Raw genomic sequence first — 21231 nt, 5'->3', positions numbered from 1 at the left:
CGATGTATATTTTTTACTTTTTAAATTTTATTTGTTTGTAGGATGCTATTGACACCTAAACAGTTGCTTTACCAACTCATTTAAGTTCCAAAACTTCGTTGTCTCCAAAATTTTCATATCCGCTGACGATAACTTTTTCACCTTCGACCAAGCCTTCAAGGACCTCGTAGAATTCAGGATTTTTTCTACCCAATCTGATCGTACGTTTTTCTGCTATTTCAGTGGATGGATTCAAGACAAAGACCCAGTTACCTCCTGTATCTTTGAAAAATCCTCCTGTTGGAAGTAGCAAGCTTTGCTCACTTTGACCGAGTTCCAGACGAATCCGTACACTTTGACCCCTTCGGATTCCTTCGGGACTTTCTCCCGGGAATACCATGTCCACCTCAAAGCGTCCGTTGGTGATGGTTGGGTAGATTTTGGAGATTTCCAGTTCATAATCCTGCCCGCTGAGCGTAAATTTCCCCCTTAGTCCCTGACTGATTCGAGGAAGGTAAAGTTCATCGATCGGTACACGGACTTTGAATTCATCCAGAATGTCGATCTGTCCGTAACGTTGACCGGGGTTGATCGCCTGTCCGATTTCCAGTTGCTGAGGAGTAGCCAATTGTCCGGCGATTGGTGCAGTGATCACGAGGTTGTTCAGAATATTACCAACCCCATTTAGCGATGCATTCATTCTGCCTTCGGACTGCCGAAGCTGATTGAGCTGAAAAGACCTGGCAATCGAGTCATTGCGGTAGGATGTATAAGTAAGTTTTCTTCGTTTTACATTGTATTCATACTGCTCCTTCACCTCTTCAAATTCCCTGTCGGAGACGAGTTTCTTCTCGTGCAATTCCTTAAAGCGCTTGTATTGTGGCTCAAGCAGGCTGATCTGATAATCGATTTCAGCCAATTGTCCCTGTTGATTGAGGTCGTTTTGATCGAGAAGAAGTCGGGTCTGCCGAAGGTTGTTGATTTGCTCATAGAGCATGGTCTCCCGTTGCATCACGTCAAGTTGGAGATTTGAGTTGGTCAAGACGAGAATGGTGTCCCCCTTTTTGAGCAAAGCACCAGACTCACGGATGACTTGATTGACCATTCCTCCTTCGATCGCGTCTAAAAATACGGTTCGTGCAGGTTCGATCTGACCCGATACCAAAATGTAATCGGTAAACTCCCCTTTGGAAACTGTGGCGATACTCAGCCTGTCCTTATCCACATTCATCGTGGATCGGTGATCTGCAAATCCTATTTGGTAAATAATTCCTCCCAATAAAACCACTCCACCAAAGATGGCCGCGATTCGTCGGGGGGTCCAGGTTTTCTTTTCTAATTTTCTATCCATTGCTTGAAAATGCCCTACTTGGCTAGAGTCCTTTATGCCAAATGATGTGCCATGCAAAAAATAGCCTTTGGGTACTCAAAATCACGATTTGCCAAAAATTGATTTTTCAAGTCTCGAACAATTTCGTCCGCCACCGAACAAAAGTGGATCAAAGGCGGATTTTTTTTCCTAATTTTTTCTAGGAATCTAAGAATCCAAAAACGGCTGAAATCGTCCGAAAATGGCACTTTTCACTTCATTTCCCGAACAATTAAAAATCGGCAAACTTTTGGAACAGGGAGTTAAAGGCTTGCAATTAATAAAAGACCTCAAAATCCCAATTTTATGAATGATCAAAAATTTGGTAAAATCCTCATCGTCGATGACAACGAAGACCTGCTAAAAGCAGCAAAGATTTTTTTAAAGCGCCATTTCGCTCAGGTGGATACCGAAACCAACCCAGACTTACTCCCAATTCTGACACATAATGAAAGCTACGATGTTATCTTGCTTGATATGAATTTCACCAAAGATGTGAGTTCGGGTCAGGAGGGGTTCTATTGGTTGGACCGGATCTTGGAATTGGATCCATCAGCAGTGGTGGTTTTGATCACAGCCTATGGAGATGTTAACCTCGCAGTGAAAGCAATCAAAGAAGGAGCAACGGACTTTGTCCTCAAACCATGGGAAAATGAACGATTGCTCGCAACACTCAATTCTGCACTAAATCTTCGCCAAAAAAAGCTTGAAATTAACTTGCTTACTGATCAGAAAAACACCCTTCAACAGGACTTGGACAATAAATTCAAAGACATCATCGGTCAAAGCCCGGCGATGCAAAAGGTTTTTAAAACCATAGAGCGAGTGGCCAATACGGATGCGAATGTCTTGATTTTGGGTGAAAACGGAACCGGGAAGGAACTGATCGCACGCGCGATTCACCGACATTCGAGAAGGAACCGGGAGGCATTTGTCGGAGTTGATTTAGGCTCAATCACTACTACCCTCTTTGAATCTGAGCTTTTTGGTCATAAAAAGGGATCATTTACCGATGCAAAAGAAGATCGGGCGGGAAGATTTGAACAAGCGCATAAGGGTACGCTTTTCCTCGACGAAATCGGCAACTTACCTTTATCCCTTCAGGCCAAACTTTTGGCAGTGCTGCAAAATCGCCAAGTTACCCGAGTGGGCGCCAATCGGCCGGTTGATGTCAATATCCGGCTGATCTCTGCGACTAATATGCCGATACATGACATGGTTTATGACAATAGTTTCCGTCAGGATTTACTATATCGAATCAATACGATCGAAATCCAACTACCTCCTTTGCGCGAGCGAATCGAGGATATTCCAGTTTTGGCAGATCACTTCATTTCCTTTTATTCCAAAAAATACAATAAAGATATCCGCAAGGCTTCTGAACCTCTGATCAAACGGATGTCTAAATACCATTGGCCGGGCAATATCCGGGAGCTACAGCACAGCATCGAGCGGGCGGTGATCATGAGCAATCACAGTGTGCTTCAGCCGGAAGATTTGTTTTTGCAAAAGATGGCTCAACCCGATCAAAAGGAAGAATCAGTGAGTTTGGAACATTTAAACATCGAGGATGTGGAGCGAATCCTCATTCGCAAAGCCCTTCAAAAGCACAATGGTCACATCACCCGTGCTGCGGATGAGTTGGGTTTAACTCGTTCATCCCTGTATCGAAGACTGGAGAAATATGGTTTATAAGCGATTTTCGATCGGAATTTCCCTGCGCATTATTCTGATTGTAGTTAGTATTTTTTTAGGCATTTGGCTGCATTATGTGCAGGAACTTTGGCTGGCACCGGGTATTTTGCTTTTGGTGACTGGATTCCTGACCGGGGAAATGATCTACTATGTCAACTCGATTAACCATAAGCTTGCGCGCTTTCTGGACTCCATTCGGTTTATGGACTTTTCTTCCTCTTTTACCTCCGACAGCAAAATGGGAGGCTCATTTCGGGAAGTAAACATGGCATTCAATGAGGTCATGGAAGTCTTCAAGCAAACTCGGGCGGAAAAGGAAGAACAGATGCTTTTCCTGCAGGTCATCGTTCAGCATATCAATACAGGAATAATTTCCTTCAATACCGAAGGCAAAATCGGCATCATCAACAATGCTGCAAAACATTTACTTCAGATCCCTCAATTCAGAGACATCAAAGATTTGGGGAAACTATCTCCCAAACTCCTGAGAGAAGTGGTCGAGATGAAACCCGGGCAACGGATTTCGTTTAAGGTAAACGCTAACTTACACCTGATCGTACAATCCGCTGCCCTTAAAATGGGAGGGAAAAGTTGGACCCTGCTTTCCTTACAAAACATCAATGCAGAGCTCCAGTCCAACGAGCTCGAAGCCTGGCAAAACCTGACCAAGGTGCTCCGACACGAAATCATGAATTCGATCACGCCAATTTCGAGTTTGGTCGACTCGCTACGTACAATACTTGATGAAGACAGCTACGTGCAGCAGGAGGGATTTTTGATTAAAAAAGACGGTTTTAAGGATATTCAGGAAGGTTTGGATACGATTGCAAACCGGAGTAGAGGTTTGGTCACATTTGTCAATGCCTACCGCGATTACACCAATATCCCGGAACCCAAGAAGGAATTGGTACAGGTTCGGAATCTTTTTGAAAATGTCACCGGGCTGATGCGGGAGGAATTAAAATCCAATCAAATTGACATTCAAACGGAACTGTTACCGGAAGAAACCGAGGTGCTCTGTGATGCGGATCAAATCTCCATGATTCTCATCAATCTGATAAAAAATGCCTGCGAATCTGTCCAAAATCAAGCAGATCGATCCATAATCCTTCGGGGCATTTGCCAGGGCGATATGGGGACTATGATCCAAGTAGAAGATCATGGTGCGGGAATTATTCCAGAGGCTTTAGAATGGATCTTTGTCCCTTTTTATACTACCAAAAAGACCGGATCAGGCATTGGGCTGGCTATTTCACGGCAAATCATGAACCTACACAGAGGAAGTTTACAAGCCATATCCATCCCTGGAGAAAAGACCGTTTTCACTATGAATTTTAAGTAGTTGATTGCACTTTTCAATCAATTCATACCATTAAATACAATTTATTGTCTACAAATGACAATATTTAGATGGAATGGTTGTAAATTTTTTAAAAAAAAAACGCATGAATAACCAAGAGATAAGAAATGCGGCTTTTCAGCTGGCAGGATTGATTTATGGAATTTCACTTGACGGAGTAGTCACCAAAAACGAGTACGAGGCGTTGAAAAGTTGGTGTCTGGAAAATGAACCTCTTTGCGAATTGGAATTATTTCAAAAGCTCTACAGAGAAATCAAACCTATAATCGATGACGGAAAGGTAAATAGTGAAGAGATCGAAGCGTTAAAAACCATCATTACCAGATTTCTGGAGGCAAATGGGGAAGATCAAGAAGTAGCTCCAAACATGTATTTCTTGAATGGCATTTTCAAAGGTATTCTGGCGAGTGGCGATGTCAATACTTATGAAATCTACAAGTTGAATCAATGGCTGGAAAAGAACGAACACCTGAAAAAATCAGCCCCCTTCGATGAGCTTTTTACTCTGATCGCAGCTGTGCTTGAGGATAAAAAAGTAGACGATGCCGAAGCCGTGAAATTGAAGGCATTTTTCGCCAAATTGATAAAGTAGAAAAAATCTAATGGTCAGCTTTCTTACCACTTTCCTAAATCCTTTGCTGTTTGGGTCAAGAGACCAAAGAAGCATGATTAGGGTCTTCCAGAATAAATTTTATCAATCTGATTTTGTCACTCGGATAAAAGCAGACAAGCAAGTTCTGAATTATTGAAATGCAGGAAAACAAAATTCATTTTTGGGAGAAAATGCTGAATTCCAATTCCTGCAACTGTTTGAAAATGGGATTTTTTAATAAAGGATTTATCGCCTACCAAACCGGAAAAATCCAAACCTCACTTCTGGATCTTCAGTTAGAAATATGGATCTATTTACTGCCCGAAATCGAGTGATTTTGGGCAGTTGATTTTATCTGACAAATTGGATTGTATTCAAATTGAACGTATTCCAAATGGAAACATCCTCCTCAGGCAGAAATACAATATAAAGATCCTGAAAATCCTGCTTTGCCGTCAACTTTACCTTCACAGGGAAATATTGACCATCTGAGCCTTTCGGCCGATCCTCTTTGCTTAAAAGCGGAGTTTCTCCCACAACTTCTCCTTCGGGGCTTCCCAGTCGTAGTTGGAGTTTTCCTTTGGTATTACCCGGATTTAAAGCAAGCTCCAAGGAAGAAATATCGGTTAGATCCAGCTTTTCAAATTTGATCCAAGCCTCTTTCGCTGTGAACTTTACAAATTGAAATTGAGGCCCATTGGCTTTGGCCACGTCCTGAAGTTGATCGGCTGAAGCGGCACGAACCAAACTATTCCTCAAAGTCAATTGCTCCAGTGCCTTTTGCGGAGGTATTCCATTAGCTCCTTTATCTTCATATCCGGCCTGAATGAGATAATACCCCTCCGGATTTTGTGTTTTGTCCAACTTAAAGTTTCCTGAAAGAGGCAAAGTACCCCTTCCCGCCTGTGGATTGGCAATACCCAAAATAAACGCTACCATTTTATCTACCTGTTCGGCTTCCAATTGCGGATGACCAGGCATGACACGCTCTCCCCATACTCCTCCGCCACCGTTGATGATCTTTCCGGTCAGATAGGTTTTGGCATCGGCTTGATTCAGGTATTTTTGGGACACAGCGGTATAATTTGGCCCGACAGATTCCTTCTCGACCGCATGACAGGCCTTGCATCCCGCTTGGATGATGTAGGATTCTCCCGGATGAATTTGCTCCTGCTGATGGCCGATCTGGATGAGATCATATCCTCCTTCCAAATAATCAATATTGAAATTCACTCCGGATGAATCTATTTCACCATCTTCTAGATCGCTTACATTGACTTGATAAGCCACCGATTCAGGACCGAAGTAAAAGCTTTTGTTTCCTTCCCAATCGATCGCAACACTTGGCACTTCATTCCCAACTTTTACTTCCAAAACTGCCTCGGAACTTGCTCCATCCTGATCTTTTACGGTCAGTTTAACGGGATAAACTCCCGGTTTTTCAAATTCGAATACCAGATTAGGCTCAGTGGCCTTTTTCCCATTTCCAAAATCCCATTCAAAGGAAAGCTGATCTCCGGGATCGAAATCCAAAGTACCTTCGGATGAAAAATTAACGACCAAAGGTACTGCGCCGACTAATTTGTCTGCCGAAGCCTTCACATTTGGTTTTCTGTTCCCTGAGGCAAATTCAATTCGGTAGATCCCTGAATCGTCATTATGGGCACTCCAAAACGTCCCATATTCCAGCACATAAAGCGACCCATCTTTGGCAAACTGTATATCAACAGGCTTATCAAAAACGGTAGAAGGCATAAATCGCTCCATGGTATCGTATTGGAAATCTTCGGTCAGCGAAACCGTGAAAATCCAGTTCCGCATCCAGTCATAAAAGATGGCCTTCCCATCAAAATAGCCCGGAAAACGAACCTCAGAAGCATCATAATCTTCCCTATAGTAAACCGGGCCGGCCATGGCGTTCCTCCCTCCTGTTCCCAGCATCGGAAACTCCTCTGATTCATCATAGGGGTACCAAATCAAAGCGGGAGTTGCCGGAGGTAAGATCTTCATACCGGAATTATTGGGCGAAGTGTTTTTTGGAGCTGCGGGATCAAATTCATAAAGGCTCTGCTGCTTCTCAAAATCGTACTTCCAATAGGGTTTGTTGTTTCCGACAAAGTACGGCCAGCCAAAATAACCGGGTTTGGTAGCCAAGTTAAACTCATCGTGTCCTTTGGGGCCTCGTCTCATGCTATCGATGGATGCATCGGGTCCTACTTCACCCCAGAATAGGTTGCCATTTCGCTGATCCACCCCTATCCGGAAAGGGTTTCGATTCCCCTTGACATAGATTTCAGGCCGTGTGTTGAGTGTTCCTACCGGGAAAAGATTGCCTTCAGGAATGGTATAAGTTCCATCAGGTTGCGGCGTGATTCGAATAATTGAACCTCGCAGATCGTTGGAATTTCCGGCCGTTTTTTGCGCATCCACATTGGCGGGTCGACCGGATCTTTCATCTATCGGATTGTAACTATCCGATTCAAAGGGTGTCGAATCATCTCCTAAACTCAAAAATAAATTCCCTTTGGAATCAAACTCCAAAGAGCCTCCCGAATGGCAGCACCCCCTAAAAACAGGGACTTCCAACAGGATTTTCTCGGTGGATTTATCCAAGAGCCCATCGACCAGCGTAAATCTTGAAAGCAGGTTAATCTCCAACTCACCAGCTGGTGAATAATAAAGGTAAATCCATTGATTTTCAGTGAATTTTGGATCTTTGGCTAATCCCAACAAACCGTCTTCTGCCTGCTCATATACGTCTAAAAAACCGACTTCTTCGACCACTCCAGTTTCGGAAACGTACCTTCTGATCTTTCCGGCACGCTCAATAAACAACACGTCGAAATTATCCAAAACCTCCAATTCCATAGGCTCATTGAGTTTTTCGACAAGGGTGATTTTTGTAAAACGACTTTCTTCAGGTCGGATTGTTGCGAAGGGATCTTCGTCTTTTTTGGCACAACTCCACAGGATCAGCCCCAACAGCCCCAGTGCCCCTATTTTCTTGATCATAAATCAGACAGCTAATTTTGGTTCCGTCAAGATAAAGAAATCAGAGAAAATAGAAATACTCCATTTTAGAAGAAGATGATAGAGGAATTACTTGGTCCATTTTACCCGGAGTCAAAAAGGAAAGTCCAAGTATCAACTGCTTATTTTTGAAATCTTCCTTCCCTAAAAAAATTTCAAATGTGTAGTTGCCCTCGTTCATTTCCCGCTTGTGTTATAATTTAGTCCGCCCTTCAAGCCAAATCCGGAACTTAGCTGAGCCTGTGCCACGGAAATAGAAGAGAATAGAAGCAGCAGGACTAAGAGTGATTTTCCGTCGTAATTCAGGATCCAAGGCATTTGGTTAGAATTTGGTCGAAATCGATTAGGAAAATGTAATCCAGGCGACAATCCGGTTTTGTTTCGGTCCCGTATCTAGCTTTAAATGAATTAAGAGCTTTTAAGAGTAGGTTGCGAACAGAAGCATCCGATTGCTTGTTTATCTTTAGATAAAAAGTTGACCAAGAAAAATAATTTAAGTTTATAGAATCTGTACCAGATGCAAAATTTGCAAAAAACACCCATGATAATGATCACTTTACTAGTCAGCCTGCTAATGGCTTGCGGAAATACTTCCGTGGAATCAAAGGAGGTTTCCAACTCTTCCTCAGGTGAGCAGAAGAATGTTGTTTTCTCCTCAAAAACCCAATTGGCGACCTTTGCTGGAGGTTGTTTTTGGTGTGTAGAAGCTCCATTTGAGGATCTGGACGGGGTGATTTCTGTCATTTCCGGCTATGCCGGTGGCAAAGAAAAAAATCCTACGTATGGGGAAGTATCCTCCGGAAAAACCTCCCATAAAGAATCGGTACAAATCACTTTTGATCCGGAGGTAATCAGCTATGCTGAACTGGTGGATATTTTCTGGCAAACGTACGATCCGACTGATGTCGGCGGCTCATTTTATGATCGGGGTCCGCAGTATGAATCAGCTATTTTCTACCATGATGCCGAGCAAAAGAAAGTAGCCGAAGACTCAAAAAGCAGACTAGATAAATCAGGTCGTTTCAAAAAACCAATTGCAACACCAGTGATCAAGTACACGAATTTCTATGCAGCCGAGGATTACCATCAGGATTATTACAAAAAGAATCCCACGGAATATTATGCTTACAGAAATGGAAGCGGAAGAGATGCTTTCATCAAGGCTCACTGGCCTGAGTTAAGTGAAAAAAAATATCAGGCTATTCCAAAGGCTGAACTTAAAAAGACCCTCACTCCACTTCAATATCAAGTGACCATGGAAAATGCGACAGAATATGCATTCCAAAATGAATACAACGGCAATAAAGAAGATGGGATCTATGTATGCATTGTTTCCGGTGCTCCACTTTTCAGTTCCAAAGACAAGTACGAGTCCGGTTCAGGGTGGCCGAGCTTTACCAAGCCGATCGATGCACGAGTGATCGATAAGCCTATCGACAAAGAATTGGGAATGTCCCGGGTAGAAGTACGTAGTAAACTGGGTGGCAGTCACTTGGGACATGTGTTCTATGACGGTCCTGCACCTACTAACCTAAGATATTGTATGAATTCGGCAGCGATGAAATTCATCCCTAAATCTGAGATGCAGGCAGCCGGCTACGGAGATTATATATGGTTAGTGGATTGATTGTTTGAAAAGGCTATCGTGATCGGTAGCCTTTTTTTTGATAAAACTGGGCTAAATTTTTACTGAAAAATTAAATCAATCTTCTAAAAGTCAGGTTTACCCGCGGTTCCAGGATTTTTTTTGTCTTTGGAATCTGATGTTCCCAATGATGTTGACTTTCTCCGGTCATGAGTAAAAGACTTCCGTGAGTCAGGGGGATTTCAAGTTTATGATTTTTTGTATCATAATGTCGGATCTGAAAGATCCGCGTTGCACCAAAAGTGACGGAGGCAATACTTGGATTTCTCCCCAAAACAGCCTCATTGTCCCGATGCCAACCCATGCTATCCTGTCCATTTCGATAATAATTACAGAGAACATGGGTGAATTCCACTCCGGTAAAATCCAAAAGTCTATCTTTCATCTCATTTAATTCGGCTGTCCAAGGATGGGGAATCATGGAAATTCCCGAGTAGCCATAGGGGCGACCCGCATCTCCATACAAGGCCGTCAGACGTGGCTGCATGACCATTTTTCCAAAAATACGAATGGGCTCCTGACGCCAATTCAGACTATCAATCAAGATTTTAAAGTAATAATCAGACACTTCCTTCGAGAAAAAGTCAGGGTAAAAAACCGTTTCTCCCTGAAAAGGCAGAAGATTAGAATAGTCTGGATCGAAAATAGACTGCTGCATCACTTAGAAACTATTTTAAATTCAACAGGTTTATTTTTTCCAAGACTCATTTTTGAATTTTGACGGCATTATATTTAGTCAAATTAATTTTGACTTGAGCTATGAAAAAATTTGGTTGGATCGCTGGTCTGATTCTTGTGCTTGTACTCGGAATCTTTTTTTGGTGGAAATTCTATTTTGTATTCGGTGAGGGGGTAAAAGCCGGCAGCCTCAACTATTTTGTGAAAAAAGGGGTGATATTCAAGACTTGGGAAGGCCGGATGGTACAGGAAGGCTTTCAAAGTCCGACTTCAGGAGCCTTGCAAAGCAATGAGTTTAGGTTTAGCGTAACTGATCCGGAAGTTGCCGCAGTTTTGGAGCGCAATTCAGGAAAACACCTGGAATTGCGCTACCAAGAATACAACGGAATGCTCCCCTGGAGAGGAACGAGTGTATTTGTCGTCACTGAGGTAATCAACGCGAGCGAATCAGGGAAAACTGACGGTTCTGCACTACCCTATGACAACTAATCAGGGCTTAGTCCAATAATCTACCACGGTGACTTTGTCCAAATGCGGCCCTAAAATTCCTCCGAAAACTTTATGTGCTGGGTGAGGTAAGTAAGCATCACGGTCAGCAGCAGAGTGAAAAGTCAGGGTAAAGGCATGAGTCAAACCTTGGTTTAAGCCTTCAGGACTGGAATTGATACCCCACTCAAATCCTTTGATTTCAGAGATTTGTGAGGGCAAAGCCTTGAAGGCATCAATTACCCCCTGAATATCTTCTGGCTTGGAGGTTTCTTTAAATCCGAATAGGACTACATGTCGGAGGACGGAATCAGGCATAGCTACTTCTTGGTAAATAGGTTGAGTTTCAGGTAAAATTTCTTCAATGCTTTCTACTGATTTGGGCTGATTACAAGACCAAATAAGAATAAACAGAACGAGATAGCTTAATTTTTTCATGGAGGGATTTTTCCCGAAACTAAAAAGAATTTGGCTTTATTGAGCAAAAAATAAAAGAACTGGGTCAAATTCACCCTTTTCACCTTCAAATCTGCTACTAATGAGAATTGCCTTTTTCAGTGCAAAATCCTACGATCGGGATAGTTTTGATCTGTTTTTAAAAGGCTCGGGTCATGAGATCATGTACTTTGAAGCCAAACTGGATAAGCATACCGTGTATTTGGCTGAGGGCTATTCGGCAGTGTGCGCTTTTGTCAATGATCAAATTGATGCCACCATTCTAAAGAAATTAGATCAACTGAAAATTAAATTAATCGCACTTCGCTGCGCAGGCTATAATCAAATCGACTTGGAAACGGCTGCGAGCCTGGGAATCTGTGTCGTTCGAGTTCCAGCCTATAGTCCGGAAGCAGTAGCGGAACATGCATTTGCCTTGATCTTAACCTTGAGCAGAAAGACTCACAAAGCCTACAACCGGGTCAGAGAAAACAACTTTTCACTGGAAGGCCTGACTGGGATCAACATTCATGGTAAAACCATCGGTGTGATTGGAACTGGCGCCATTGGAAAGGCATTTTGCCGAATTGCTAAAGGGTTTGGCTGTAAAATTCTTGCTTTTGATATCGCAGAAAGCGAAGAAATGAAAGAATTGGGAGTACATTATCTTCCACTGGATGAGGTCCTTTCGAGGAGTCATATTATTTCGCTGCACTGCCCGCTTACCCCGGAGACACGACACCTGATCAATTCAAAAACGATCTCCAAGATGATAGATGGCGTGGCGCTGATAAACACCAGCCGAGGAGCATTGGTAGATACCAAAGCGGTCATCAGAGCCCTCAAAAATCATAAAATTGGCTATTTGGGAATCGACGTATACGAACAGGAAGAACATATTTTTTTCAAAAACCTTTTGGAAGAAATCATGCAGGACGAGCAGATCGCACGACTGATGACATTTCCCAATGTCCTGGTGACGGGACATCAGGCCTTTCTGACAAAAGAGGCTTTGGAGCAAATTGCCAAAATTACACTGACAAATATTACAGCATTTGAAAGAGGAGAAAAATTAATTAACGAAATCAAAGCCTCTTAAAAGCAAAAATCCCCGCCGGTTAGCCTGCGGGGATTGATGTTAGGTAGCAAAGTTGATTAACCTACAACTTTTACGTTTACGGCGTTGATGCCCTTCTTACCCTGTACCAAGTCATACTTCACTTTGTCATTTTCACGGATCTCGTGAACCAAGCCACTGTGATGTACGAATACGTCTTCACTGTTGTCTGTTGGTGTGATGAATCCAAAGCCTTTGGTAGTGTTAAAGAATTTTACTGTTCCTTCATTCATGATTTCTTAAATTTTGATTTGATTTTACTCGGTTTTGATTGGATTGTGTTGAATTTGTTTTTTTGACAATTGGCGGTTCAGGAGGAGTATCGGAAAAGTTTCCAAACTCATCAACGTAAGCGATCATATTGTCGAGGCTTCCGTCTTTAGGCTGGTGTTTGCGATCCAGCTTTTTTTCGAGTTTTTCTTTTTGTTTCCGCTTCTTCAGCTCTGCCTTTTGCTTTTTAATGAACGTGTTTTGATTTTTTGACATTAGCCAGTTTTTAGTTTACAAAAGTGATGGCGTGACCGACTTTGCCGGCCCGTCCAGTCCTGCCGATACGATGGATGTAAGCATCCATGGTCATCGGTAGCTGATAATTGATCACATGAGAGACATCAGCTACATCGATTCCTCTCGCAGCCACATCAGTAGCTACCAGCACCCGTATATTCCCTTTCTTGAAATCTTCGATCATTCTGTTTCGAAAATTCTGGGATTTATCTCCATGAATCTGTCCTGCAGCGATGCCGACCTGATTCAACTTTTTCGCCAGCCTGTCGGCCAGTCTCTTAGTTTCTGTAAACAGGATTACTTTATCCAATTCAGGCTTCTTGAAAAGTCCGGAAAGGAGGTCAAACTTCTCAGCACCAGCCGGCACCTGGATAGTTTGCTGTTCGATATTTTCATTGGTTCCACCCGAGTTTTCCACCTTTACTTCGATGGGATTATTCAAAAGAGCAGAAATAAGCTGCATTTGATTTGGCTCCAAAGTCGCTGAAAAAAGCAGGGTCTGATCACGCTTTCCGATCAGGTTTATCAGTTTCTTCACATCGTTGACAAATCCCATGTCTAGCATCCGGTCAAACTCATCGAGTACGAGGGTAGTGACTTGATTCAGCTTCAACAGCTTTCTGTCAGACAGATCCAATAGTCTCCCCGGAGTGCCTACCACCACCTGAAGCTTCCGCTCCAGCTGCTTGTAATCAGAATTGATATTGGTTCCACCGATAAATGTGGCCGAATACAATTGTAATCCTACCACCAGACTTTTGAACTCCTCTTCAATCTGAAGGGCCAGTTCCCGGGTCGGAGTGACCACCAAAGCCGTATAATTTCTGGAATCCTTCAATGCATGCTCAATGATCGGAATCAAAAAAGCAGCAGTCTTACCGGAACCGGTCTTAGAAATCGCCATTATGTCGCGCCCTTCGAGCAGGGGCTGAATGGATTGCTCTTGGATTGTGGTCAGCGTTTGATAGCCTTTTGCCAGAATATTGGCCAAAAGTCTCGGATTTAGGTTTAAGGTCTCAAATGATTTTTCGGTACGAAAACCAGCCTGACCGCTTGGTTTGGCTTTTTTGACAAAAAGCCTTGGATCCAATGTGGACTCCTTTTTCTTTTTCACTTGTCTTCTGTCCATATTCCCTGGCCGGGAAGAGTTGGAAGGCACTGTGTTTTTTCTGGTATTATTCATGTTTTGGTAAATCAAGCTTTGGCAGGTACCATCTCAGAATTGCCCAGAAAACGGAGCATTTCAAAGTGCGACTTCAAAGCGTGAAAAAATGTCTTTTTTGTATGATAAGGGATGTTGTATTCAGCCGCAGTGGCCTTTACAATCGGTGCAATTTTCCGATAGTGTACATGACAGATATCGGGAAACAAGTGATGCTCTACCTGATGATTTAATCCTCCGATCATCCAGGCAAAAACCCGGCTTCCTTCGGAATAATTAGAAGTAGTAGCCAATTGGTGTAGCATGCGCTCACCTTCAATCATACCATGCTCATTTAATTCAGGAAAATCCACATTTGGCATGATGTGAGCCGTCTGGAAGACCAGCGAAATGCTCAAACCTGTGATAAAATGGAGTACTAAATAGGCCAGTAAAATTTCCCCCACACCAAAAGGGGAAAATGCGATAGGTAAGCCTAATATGAAGGCGAAATACACCACCTTCCAGGCAATAATCTTTAATACGGAGTTTCTGTAGACGTTTTTACCCTTCAGCAATCCCATATTGTAATAACGGGTCAAACGAACGAAGTCTTTGGAAGTCACCCAAGAAACAGTCGACAATCCATAGAAAAACCAGGTGTACCAGTGCTGATAAGGATGCAGTGAGTTCTTTTCTGCATTGGGTGAAAATCTCAGGAAAAACGGTGCGTTGATGTCATCATCGCCTTCTGAAATATTCGTGTAGGAATGGTGAAGCACATTGTGTTGTAATTTCCAAACTGTCGCATTTGCCCCTACCATATTGAGCGTATAGCCGAGGAGCCTGTTGACAGTAGGGTTTTTGGAAAATGATCCATGAATAGCATCATGCATCACGCCCATCCCGATTCCAGCCATTCCAAAACCACTAAGGATATAGCAAGCAAAGAGTTGCCAGGTTTGATTTGCAACTCCTGTCGTAATTAAAATGATGGGAGTGAAATAGAGTGACACCATGACAATGGTCTTGATGATCATTTCTCCATTTGCAAATTTTGATTTTTGGGTTGTTTTGAAGTAGTTGTTAACTCTGCTCTTTAGAGTTATTGAGAAATCAGATAATTCTGATTCCGAAAATCGGATCGTCTTAATAGGAAAGGTATTTAGGGTAAATGAAATCTAAAGTTCTCTTAAAGTTTGTAAACTGCAGGTTTTAATTCTGTAAATAACCGGAGTCATTTGATGAATTAAAAAAGTAGAAGAAAAAGAAGTAAAACCTGTAATGGAGAACTCTTGATTTGCTACTTAAGCAGGTGTATCACCGTTGCTGACTTGTCACCAAGTATCGAAAACATTTATTCGATACGACAAAGGTGGCGATAGGAAACCAAAATTCCTAATCCTGTTCCAAATTATCTATTCCATCTCCAGTTGACAATACCGTTGAAATGCAGCATTTCTACTTTATTATAGATCTGAATTGGTGTCAATTCACTCCTTCCCCAAGGCTCTTTACTCACAATCAGGAAGTGGAAATCCAGATTTCTATGCTTGTTTGGTCGGTATTTCAATCCTCCGTTAAATTGGCTGTAGCTCGGAAAATTATATTTGTTTGCGGCCGCATTCTTGGTATCAGAGAGCCAATGGAAACCTAGATGGCCATAAATAGAAATTGGTGTTTGCCCAAATCGATACTCAACATAGATCACCATTGCATCCACGGCTTCAAATCCTTCATTTCGTTCCCTTGGGACAAAGGTATACCAAGCATCTTTTCCCCATTCCCGAGGATTCAGCCATCGGCCTTTACCTCCCACGTGTGTATAATTAAGGTGAGTGATCCATTTTGGGTTTTTCCAACCTAATCTTCCAGAAACCGCATAATTCCGATCTTCCGGATCCTTGTATTTCCAATCCAAGACAGCATTCCCTCCTTGGCCCAATCCATGCTGAAAACCACCCTGCACACCAAAGGTGAAGATGCCCGATTCCACTTTTCGGTTTTTCTCAAACCCTGCCCAATAAGTCGAGAAAAGATTGTCAGCAAGGGTGTTGGAAAAATGAATTTTGGCGTCCTTTCCCAGTTTCCTGTCTACTTCCCAAATCCCCAGCCAGTCACTTTCAGTGTTTCCAAAATACTGTGCAGGTTTACCTGTAATCGCTCTTCCAACTGGATAAATCCCCACAGTTTCCCCTACCGCGAGCCATTCGCTGCTGCCCCTGATACTCAATTTTCCTATTCCCCAAACTGAAAATTTCCATAAAGAATCGGGTGCAAACCATGCATTAATGCCTTCAACCGCTGTAGGAGAAAGTCTTCCGTCCTGTGCATTGATCCAGTCTGAATTGATTCCCATCCTGCCTGCTGTAATTCCAATTTTTTTGGTCGAGTATTCCAGCGAAAACGTCTCCAATTTTCCAAAAAACTTATCTTCTGTATCTAAAAGATCAAAAAGCCCAGTCTCGTATCGGTTGGGCTGTCCCGTCCTGGGGTCAGGTCCCCCTATTTCCGAACTGGTAATATTGGCGAAAGTCCGGTAGCCAAGATGAAGCTTCCATTTTTGATCATAATTCAACACTGCCCCTAGATTAAAGCTCATTCCCAAGGCATAATCTTCCTTATAATCCTGTCCGGGATAATGCGTATTCATCCAGAAGGAACGAAAATGAAAATCCGGATTGACACTGACTTTCTTTTCCTCATTTTGGGCCAATCCATCGATAAACAAGCCAAAAACGAAGCCAATAAGAAGCGGAATTCGGTTGATCATTTGGATTTTGCCCGGGCTTCACGGATGGGTTTGAACGGACCAAACTTGTGCTGCTCTTCGGTAAATTCATCAGAAAATGGCCCGAATGGATGATCTACTGGTTTTTTTGATATATCAGGCCAGTCTTGTGACAAATCTTTTACAGGACGGTCCATACTATTGACATAGGCAGCTACATCCCAAGCTTCTTCATCAGAAATCATTGGATTTTCAAAAGTTGCCCCCAAAGGCATATTAGCCCTCACAAAGCCGGCAAATCTGGATAGCCGAAACAAGCCTGCTCCGTGATTGTAGCTGTTTTTCCCCCAAAGTGGTGGGTAGATATACCCCTTCCCATCCGGTCGGGGCATCCCTTGACCATCCGCTGCATGACAACTTTGACACTGCCTATCATAAACCAATTTGCCCCTAATCGGGTCAGCAGCACGATCCATAGCAGGAACTTCATAAATTCCGGATCCGGCTGGAATCTCCCCTTTTGGCACATCTTTACCCAACCAGTTGATGTAGGCAGCCATAGCGATCATTTCTTTTGAGTCTTTGGCAAGCGCTTGACCGTTTAGACTCCGCTCAAAGCAGTCATTGATTCGCTTGGTGATATCCTCCTCCGTTCCTGATCGAGCCCGCAGCTTGGGATAGGTTGACGCTACAGCCCCATAGTTATTTCCCAAAGGAACTGTACCGGCTTGGAGATGACAGTTTTGGCAATTCATTCCATTGGAAATTGCTTTTACCTTCCCGTTTGGACCAAGGTATTCGGATGTATTTGCTACGAGTTCCTTCCCATATTTAATATCCGCAGCATTGGGTTCGAAATCTACCGATGGCCAATCCGGGGCCCTCCACATTCCTGCCGGATCAGCCAGGGCTTTGGGGATCGGCACTTCGGCAACAGGCTGAGGAACGGCATTGTCTTCACCTGCAAGACTTGGCAGCTGGATGCCTGAGTAAGATAAAAACACAATAAAACCTATCACTCCAACTAAGGCTGTGGCTAGACCTAATAAAGCAACTAGCAAAGTGATCAGTTTGATGAATGGCTGCATCATGGAATTTTAGTCAACGGTAATATACAAAAATCACGATTTCCTGAATTCAAAAACTGTGACAGTGGTCACATGACACCAAAAGCATCAGGTCGAATGCCTGAAAAGGACCAATTCCGAGGAACTATTCGAGTGGAGAAATCATACTTTGGCAGTGAAAACAAGCTTATCCCCCACTTTGCCCTCCACCGAAAACCAAGATTCGCTTCTGTAAAGCCTTATTGAAATCCGGTCTCCCGCTACACACTCAGAAAGGTAATTTATAGCAAGCGAGTCAGGTCTCACTCCTTGATCAAAAAGTAAATTTTCCACCCACCGAATATAACTCGTATTGTTCACATGATAGTTGAGATCCAAATCGGAAAATCGAGCCTGCACCGTTTCCGTGGCGATTAAGTCCCCGGAAATGGAAATCTTCCCCGGTTGCCAATCCGGCTTTTTTGTCGGATCAAAAAGCTCGGATGGCAGAACCGATTCCGGTTTGAGGATTCGTTTGGATTCCGAATTCAGCAACAACCAGGAAGACATGGCTCGGGCCAACACTTCATCATTATGATCCAAAATCAAAAACTCCCGAAAAGCAAATAATTTATCCGCTCCCCGACCACCTGTGAAGAGCTGGATTTGTTGTCCCCATTTGGGAAATTCCAGTAGGTTGATTTCGAGTCGGGCTAGCACCCACATTTGATTGGATTCTTGAAGATTTCTCCCAAAATCAGCTGAATCCGCATGCTTCCAGGCAATCTCCTGCAGCAAATCAGCCAAGGAAGTCAGGCTGATTTTTCCGTCAGGCTGTACCTGAAAAGAACCCACTTCATAAGGAAGTTGAAACTGGAGATTCTCCGGAATTATCATGAAGCTGAAGCTATTTTGATTTTCTGAGGAATCAAAAAAACCTGTTTCCTAAAACTTGAAAGCAGAGTGATTCCTATCCCATTGACGGCAATTAGGGCAAAGGAAGTTTTCAAATCAAACAGTTCAGCAATAAATCCGATCAAAGGTGGTCCCAACAGGAATCCAAAGAAAGAAATCGTAGACACCAAAGCTAATGCAACACTGGGACTGTACAGTTTGGATCGCCCTGCGATGCTGTAAGAAAGCGGAATGATGGATGCAATCCCAAAGCCAACCAGCAAAAACCCAATCGTTGCCACCCAAATATTGGGGAAAGCTACCGACAAGGCTAATCCGATAAAAATCAAGGCACCACTAAGCTGTATGACAGCCACTTTGGTATATCGCGCTGCAAGTTTATCTGTGATAAACCTTCCGGATGCCATCGATCCCATGAAGGCAACATACCCCAGCGCTATCAGCGAAGGATCTGCCATAACTACTTTTTTGAAATAAACCCCACTCCAATCAAACATGCATCCCTCACACATCATTCCCAGAAAGGCTATCACTCCGATGCGCAGAAGCAAGGCGTCCGGCCGCTTCAGAACCAAACCTCCTCCTTCTGATACTTTTCGGTCCTTGACGATGAAACGTTGAGCAGTAAGAATAATCACAATCGAAATCCCAGTCACAATGGTGAAATGAAGTTCGGGTGCAAAACTCAGAAAAATCATCCCTGCTCCCAATCCAGCTCCCACAAATCCGGCTGTACTCCAAAGTCCGTGGAAAGAGGCCAGTATGCTTTTTCCCATTTGATCCTCCAGGTCCAGTGCTTGGGTATTCAGTGAGATATTCATCACATTACCTAGTAATCCATAGGTGATCAGTACAGGAATCAAAAATAAAATAGTGGGACTAAAGCCGATCAAAGGTAAAGTCATGGCGTAGGCAAAACTGCCAACCATGATCACTCTTCTACTTCCAAACTGATGAACTGCCCAACCTGCCAAAGGAAGTCCAAAGAGGGAACCCAAGGGGAGGAAAAGCAACATGGTGCCCAGTTCCCCTTCCGAAAGGTCAAATTTGGCCTGAATATCAGGAATCCGCGCAGCCCAGCTCGCGAAACAAAGTCCTACGAAAAAAAACATGGATCCAAGAGCTGTGCGGCGTTTAGACAGGTAATTCATTGTAATGGGAAAGTTTAATAGGCGGCCAAATTTAAAAATAATCGAATGGTTTTAGGGCTGTTTTTGAATTTGCAAAAACTATTATCCCTTTCCGCTGGTTCTGCCCGAAAACAAAGCTCATGGAATTTGTGATTGTAGGGGTCATCCTGATAACGATTATCGTTTTCATCAGAATCATCATCAAAAAAGTATTTAACTAAAAAGGCCACTTCCTTTCGAAAGTGGCTCGTGTCTTTAAGTTTTTTTAATTTGGAAGCTTGTCAGCAAACTTTCCATAGACCCAAGTACCGGCAAGGGCGGAAATTAAGGTAACCAATATGACGGTATACCCACTTCCGATCTGGGCAAATAAAGGTCCCGGACATGCGCCAGTCAAGGCCCAGCCGAGGCCGAAAATAAATCCTCCTATAACTTGTCCTTTTTTAAACACTTTATCCGGGATAACTATTTGCTCTCCATGAATAGATCTGATATTCAACCGCTTAATCAATTGGATGGAGATAATCCCCGTCACAATCGCAGATCCAATCACTCCATACATGTGGAAGGATTGTAGACGGAACATTTCCTGAATTCTAAACCATGAGATAATCTCTGCTTTGACAAAGACAATTCCGAAGATGGTCCCAAGAATCAGGTATTTTAGAAGCTCAAGGCCTTTATCGCGGTTTTGACTGAGATTGGGAGCCACACAATGCGGATCCTGTATTGCTGTTTTTTCTGCTACTTTCATATTTTTTAACTACTAATTTAGTATATCTATCTAATTAAAAACCAACTAATTTCATCAAAGGCTCCAACAGAACATGCGTCATCAGAAAGCCACCAATCATAAAGAAAATGGTTGCCACCAAAGATGGCCACTGAAGAGAACTGATCCCCATAATTGCGTGTCCTGAGGTACAACCTCCCGCATACCTGGTACCAAAACCGACCAAAAACCCTCCAACAACGAAGAATAACAGGCCTTTAGCTGTAAACAGATTGCTCCAAGAGAATATGTCAGCCGGTAGCAAAGCACTAAAATCAGTAATGCCCAACGCAGCTAAATCGGACTGCGTCGCTTCAGAAATAACGATCGTATCAGGGTTAGCCAAGAAATTCATCGCGATAAAGCCTCCGATGGCTGTTCCCAGGACAAACAGAAGATTCCAAACCTCCTTTTTCCAATTGTAGGAAAAGAAAGGTATACCTGCTGGCACGCAGGCCGCACAGATATGACGAAGTGAGGATGATATCCCGAAGGTCTTATTTCCCAAAATCAACAGTGCCGGTACAGTCAAGCCTATCATCGGCCCTGCCACGTACCAGGGCCAAGGCTGAGAAATCCATTCAATAAATCGGTTCATAGGTA

At 43.1% G+C, this 21231-nt stretch carries 22 protein-coding genes; 7 read left to right on the top strand and 15 right to left on the bottom strand.

Features of this window, described 5'->3' with window-relative positions; genetic code table 11:
• Window positions 1-76: 76 nt before the first annotated feature.
• Complete coding sequence (locus tag C4S61_RS00990; RefSeq protein WP_103922931.1) at window positions 77-1330, bottom strand: efflux RND transporter periplasmic adaptor subunit; 1254 nt, start codon at window positions 1328-1330, stop codon at window positions 77-79.
• Between the two features lie 324 nt (window positions 1331-1654).
• On the opposite strand from C4S61_RS00990, the gene C4S61_RS00985 reads away from it, so the two are divergent.
• The 4 genes from C4S61_RS00985 to C4S61_RS21755 all read left to right on the top strand — a co-directional run bounded on the left by C4S61_RS00985 (window position 1655) and on the right by C4S61_RS21755 (window position 5330).
• Entirely contained in the window at window positions 1655-3043 is a 1389-nt protein-coding gene (locus tag C4S61_RS00985) for a sigma-54-dependent transcriptional regulator (RefSeq protein WP_103922930.1), read from the top strand.
• The gene (locus C4S61_RS00980) at window positions 3033-4385 is read left to right on the top strand and encodes a sensor histidine kinase (RefSeq protein WP_103922929.1); all 1353 of its coding nucleotides are present in this window, start codon (window positions 3033-3035) and stop codon (window positions 4383-4385) included. Before C4S61_RS00985 ends, C4S61_RS00980 begins: the two co-directional genes overlap by 11 nt.
• Window positions 4386-4488: 103 nt before the next feature.
• Window positions 4489-4995: a hypothetical protein gene (locus tag C4S61_RS00975; protein WP_103922928.1), complete on the top strand. Its 507-nt coding sequence runs from the start codon at window positions 4489-4491 to the stop codon at window positions 4993-4995.
• Between the two features lie 158 nt (window positions 4996-5153).
• Entirely contained in the window at window positions 5154-5330 is a 177-nt protein-coding gene (locus C4S61_RS21755; protein WP_160111187.1) for a hypothetical protein, read from the top strand.
• A gap of 16 nt (window positions 5331-5346) precedes the next feature.
• On the opposite strand, the gene C4S61_RS00970 is transcribed toward C4S61_RS21755, so the two are convergent.
• On the bottom strand, window positions 5347-8007 hold the full coding sequence (locus tag C4S61_RS00970; RefSeq protein WP_103922927.1) for a PQQ-dependent sugar dehydrogenase: 2661 nt from the start codon (window positions 8005-8007) through the stop codon (window positions 5347-5349).
• Between the two features lie 195 nt (window positions 8008-8202).
• Window positions 8203-8343, bottom strand: a complete 141-nt coding sequence (locus C4S61_RS21750) for a hypothetical protein (protein WP_160111186.1) — start codon at window positions 8341-8343, stop codon at window positions 8203-8205.
• Window positions 8344-8572: 229 nt separating this feature from the next.
• Between C4S61_RS21750 and msrA the strand changes: the two genes are divergently transcribed.
• Entirely contained in the window at window positions 8573-9652 is a 1080-nt protein-coding gene (msrA, locus tag C4S61_RS00965) for a peptide-methionine (S)-S-oxide reductase MsrA (protein WP_235009716.1), read from the top strand.
• A 70-nt stretch (window positions 9653-9722) separates the two neighbouring features.
• Here msrA and C4S61_RS00960 read toward each other — a convergent pair whose 3' ends face one another.
• Window positions 9723-10328 carry an alpha-ketoglutarate-dependent dioxygenase AlkB family protein gene (locus tag C4S61_RS00960; protein WP_103922926.1) on the bottom strand — a complete coding sequence of 202 codons (606 nt, stop codon included), beginning with the start codon at window positions 10326-10328 and terminating at the stop codon, window positions 9723-9725.
• A gap of 101 nt (window positions 10329-10429) precedes the next feature.
• On the opposite strand from C4S61_RS00960, the gene C4S61_RS00955 reads away from it, so the two are divergent.
• Window positions 10430-10837 carry a hypothetical protein gene (locus tag C4S61_RS00955; RefSeq protein ID WP_103922925.1) on the top strand — a complete coding sequence of 136 codons (408 nt, stop codon included), beginning with the start codon at window positions 10430-10432 and terminating at the stop codon, window positions 10835-10837.
• Here C4S61_RS00955 and C4S61_RS00950 read toward each other — a convergent pair whose 3' ends face one another.
• Window positions 10838-11272: a Dabb family protein gene (locus C4S61_RS00950; protein ID WP_103922924.1), complete on the bottom strand. Its 435-nt coding sequence runs from the start codon at window positions 11270-11272 to the stop codon at window positions 10838-10840. It lies immediately after the preceding gene.
• A gap of 100 nt (window positions 11273-11372) precedes the next feature.
• On the opposite strand from C4S61_RS00950, the gene C4S61_RS00945 reads away from it, so the two are divergent.
• Entirely contained in the window at window positions 11373-12368 is a 996-nt protein-coding gene (locus C4S61_RS00945) for a 2-hydroxyacid dehydrogenase (protein WP_103922923.1), read from the top strand.
• A gap of 56 nt (window positions 12369-12424) precedes the next feature.
• On the opposite strand, the gene C4S61_RS00940 is transcribed toward C4S61_RS00945, so the two are convergent.
• The 10 genes from C4S61_RS00940 to C4S61_RS00890 all read right to left on the bottom strand — a co-directional run bounded on the left by C4S61_RS00940 (window position 12425) and on the right by C4S61_RS00890 (window position 21226).
• Window positions 12425-12619 (bottom strand): cold-shock protein, encoded by a 195-nt coding sequence (locus C4S61_RS00940; RefSeq protein WP_103922922.1) that lies wholly within the window; start codon window positions 12617-12619, stop codon window positions 12425-12427.
• Complete coding sequence (locus tag C4S61_RS00935; protein ID WP_103922921.1) at window positions 12612-12872, bottom strand: cold-shock protein; 261 nt, start codon at window positions 12870-12872, stop codon at window positions 12612-12614. Before C4S61_RS00935 ends, C4S61_RS00940 begins: the two co-directional genes overlap by 8 nt.
• A gap of 10 nt (window positions 12873-12882) precedes the next feature.
• Window positions 12883-14076, bottom strand: a complete 1194-nt coding sequence (locus C4S61_RS00930; protein ID WP_103922920.1) for a DEAD/DEAH box helicase — start codon at window positions 14074-14076, stop codon at window positions 12883-12885.
• 11 nt (window positions 14077-14087) lie between these two features.
• Window positions 14088-15074 carry a fatty acid desaturase family protein gene (locus C4S61_RS00925; RefSeq protein WP_200820516.1) on the bottom strand — a complete coding sequence of 329 codons (987 nt, stop codon included), beginning with the start codon at window positions 15072-15074 and terminating at the stop codon, window positions 14088-14090.
• 374 nt (window positions 15075-15448) lie between these two features.
• On the bottom strand, window positions 15449-16807 hold the full coding sequence (locus tag C4S61_RS00920; RefSeq protein ID WP_103922918.1) for a hypothetical protein: 1359 nt from the start codon (window positions 16805-16807) through the stop codon (window positions 15449-15451).
• Entirely contained in the window at window positions 16804-17856 is a 1053-nt protein-coding gene (locus C4S61_RS00915; RefSeq protein ID WP_103922917.1) for a c-type cytochrome, read from the bottom strand. The genes C4S61_RS00920 and C4S61_RS00915 overlap by 4 nt, the downstream gene beginning before the upstream one ends.
• A gap of 138 nt (window positions 17857-17994) precedes the next feature.
• Window positions 17995-18708, bottom strand: coding sequence for an acyl-[acyl-carrier-protein] thioesterase (locus C4S61_RS00910; RefSeq protein ID WP_103922916.1), 714 nt, complete (start codon window positions 18706-18708; stop codon window positions 17995-17997).
• Window positions 18705-19877: an MFS transporter gene (locus C4S61_RS00905; RefSeq protein WP_103922915.1), complete on the bottom strand. Its 1173-nt coding sequence runs from the start codon at window positions 19875-19877 to the stop codon at window positions 18705-18707. Before C4S61_RS00905 ends, C4S61_RS00910 begins: the two co-directional genes overlap by 4 nt.
• A 244-nt stretch (window positions 19878-20121) precedes the next feature.
• Complete coding sequence (locus C4S61_RS00895) at window positions 20122-20610, bottom strand: DUF6691 family protein (protein ID WP_103922913.1); 489 nt, start codon at window positions 20608-20610, stop codon at window positions 20122-20124.
• A 34-nt stretch (window positions 20611-20644) separates the two neighbouring features.
• Window positions 20645-21226 (bottom strand): YeeE/YedE family protein, encoded by a 582-nt coding sequence (locus tag C4S61_RS00890; RefSeq protein WP_103922912.1) that lies wholly within the window; start codon window positions 21224-21226, stop codon window positions 20645-20647.
• Window positions 21227-21231: the final 5 nt, after the last annotated feature.

This window comes from Algoriphagus boritolerans DSM 17298 = JCM 18970 (assembly GCF_900108085.1).
In the GTDB taxonomy this organism is placed as follows: Bacteria; Bacteroidota; Bacteroidia; order Cytophagales; family Cyclobacteriaceae; genus Algoriphagus; species Algoriphagus boritolerans.
Note: the sequence above shows the minus strand (reverse complement) of the source record. Positions and strands in the feature narration are given on the sequence as shown.

Bases quoted from the DNA above. Each gene is read 5' to 3' on its own strand.
- C4S61_RS00990 (WP_103922931.1), bottom strand. From the start codon at position 1,330: ATGGATAGAAAATTAGAAAAGAAAACCTGGACCCCCCGACGAATCGCG.
- C4S61_RS00985 (WP_103922930.1), top strand. From the start codon at position 1,655: ATGAATGATCAAAAATTTGGTAAAATCCTCATCGTCGATGACAACGAA.
- C4S61_RS00980 (WP_103922929.1), top strand. From the start codon at position 3,033: ATGGTTTATAAGCGATTTTCGATCGGAATTTCCCTGCGCATTATTCTG.
- C4S61_RS00975 (WP_103922928.1), top strand. From the start codon at position 4,489: ATGAATAACCAAGAGATAAGAAATGCGGCTTTTCAGCTGGCAGGATTG.
- C4S61_RS21755 (WP_160111187.1), top strand. From the start codon at position 5,154: ATGCAGGAAAACAAAATTCATTTTTGGGAGAAAATGCTGAATTCCAAT.
- C4S61_RS00970 (WP_103922927.1), bottom strand. From the start codon at position 8,007: ATGATCAAGAAAATAGGGGCACTGGGGCTGTTGGGGCTGATCCTGTGG.
- C4S61_RS21750 (WP_160111186.1), bottom strand. From the start codon at position 8,343: ATGCCTTGGATCCTGAATTACGACGGAAAATCACTCTTAGTCCTGCTG.
- msrA (WP_235009716.1), top strand. From the start codon at position 8,573: ATGATCACTTTACTAGTCAGCCTGCTAATGGCTTGCGGAAATACTTCC.
- C4S61_RS00960 (WP_103922926.1), bottom strand. From the start codon at position 10,328: ATGCAGCAGTCTATTTTCGATCCAGACTATTCTAATCTTCTGCCTTTT.
- C4S61_RS00955 (WP_103922925.1), top strand. From the start codon at position 10,430: ATGAAAAAATTTGGTTGGATCGCTGGTCTGATTCTTGTGCTTGTACTC.
- C4S61_RS00950 (WP_103922924.1), bottom strand. From the start codon at position 11,272: ATGAAAAAATTAAGCTATCTCGTTCTGTTTATTCTTATTTGGTCTTGT.
- C4S61_RS00945 (WP_103922923.1), top strand. From the start codon at position 11,373: ATGAGAATTGCCTTTTTCAGTGCAAAATCCTACGATCGGGATAGTTTT.
- C4S61_RS00940 (WP_103922922.1), bottom strand. From the start codon at position 12,619: ATGAATGAAGGAACAGTAAAATTCTTTAACACTACCAAAGGCTTTGGA.
- C4S61_RS00935 (WP_103922921.1), bottom strand. From the start codon at position 12,872: ATGTCAAAAAATCAAAACACGTTCATTAAAAAGCAAAAGGCAGAGCTG.
- C4S61_RS00930 (WP_103922920.1), bottom strand. From the start codon at position 14,076: ATGAATAATACCAGAAAAAACACAGTGCCTTCCAACTCTTCCCGGCCA.
- C4S61_RS00925 (WP_200820516.1), bottom strand. From the start codon at position 15,074: ATGATCATCAAGACCATTGTCATGGTGTCACTCTATTTCACTCCCATC.
- C4S61_RS00920 (WP_103922918.1), bottom strand. From the start codon at position 16,807: ATGATCAACCGAATTCCGCTTCTTATTGGCTTCGTTTTTGGCTTGTTT.
- C4S61_RS00915 (WP_103922917.1), bottom strand. From the start codon at position 17,856: ATGATGCAGCCATTCATCAAACTGATCACTTTGCTAGTTGCTTTATTA.
- C4S61_RS00910 (WP_103922916.1), bottom strand. From the start codon at position 18,708: ATGATAATTCCGGAGAATCTCCAGTTTCAACTTCCTTATGAAGTGGGT.
- C4S61_RS00905 (WP_103922915.1), bottom strand. From the start codon at position 19,877: ATGAATTACCTGTCTAAACGCCGCACAGCTCTTGGATCCATGTTTTTT.
- C4S61_RS00895 (WP_103922913.1), bottom strand. From the start codon at position 20,610: ATGAAAGTAGCAGAAAAAACAGCAATACAGGATCCGCATTGTGTGGCT.
- C4S61_RS00890 (WP_103922912.1), bottom strand. From the start codon at position 21,226: ATGAACCGATTTATTGAATGGATTTCTCAGCCTTGGCCCTGGTACGTG.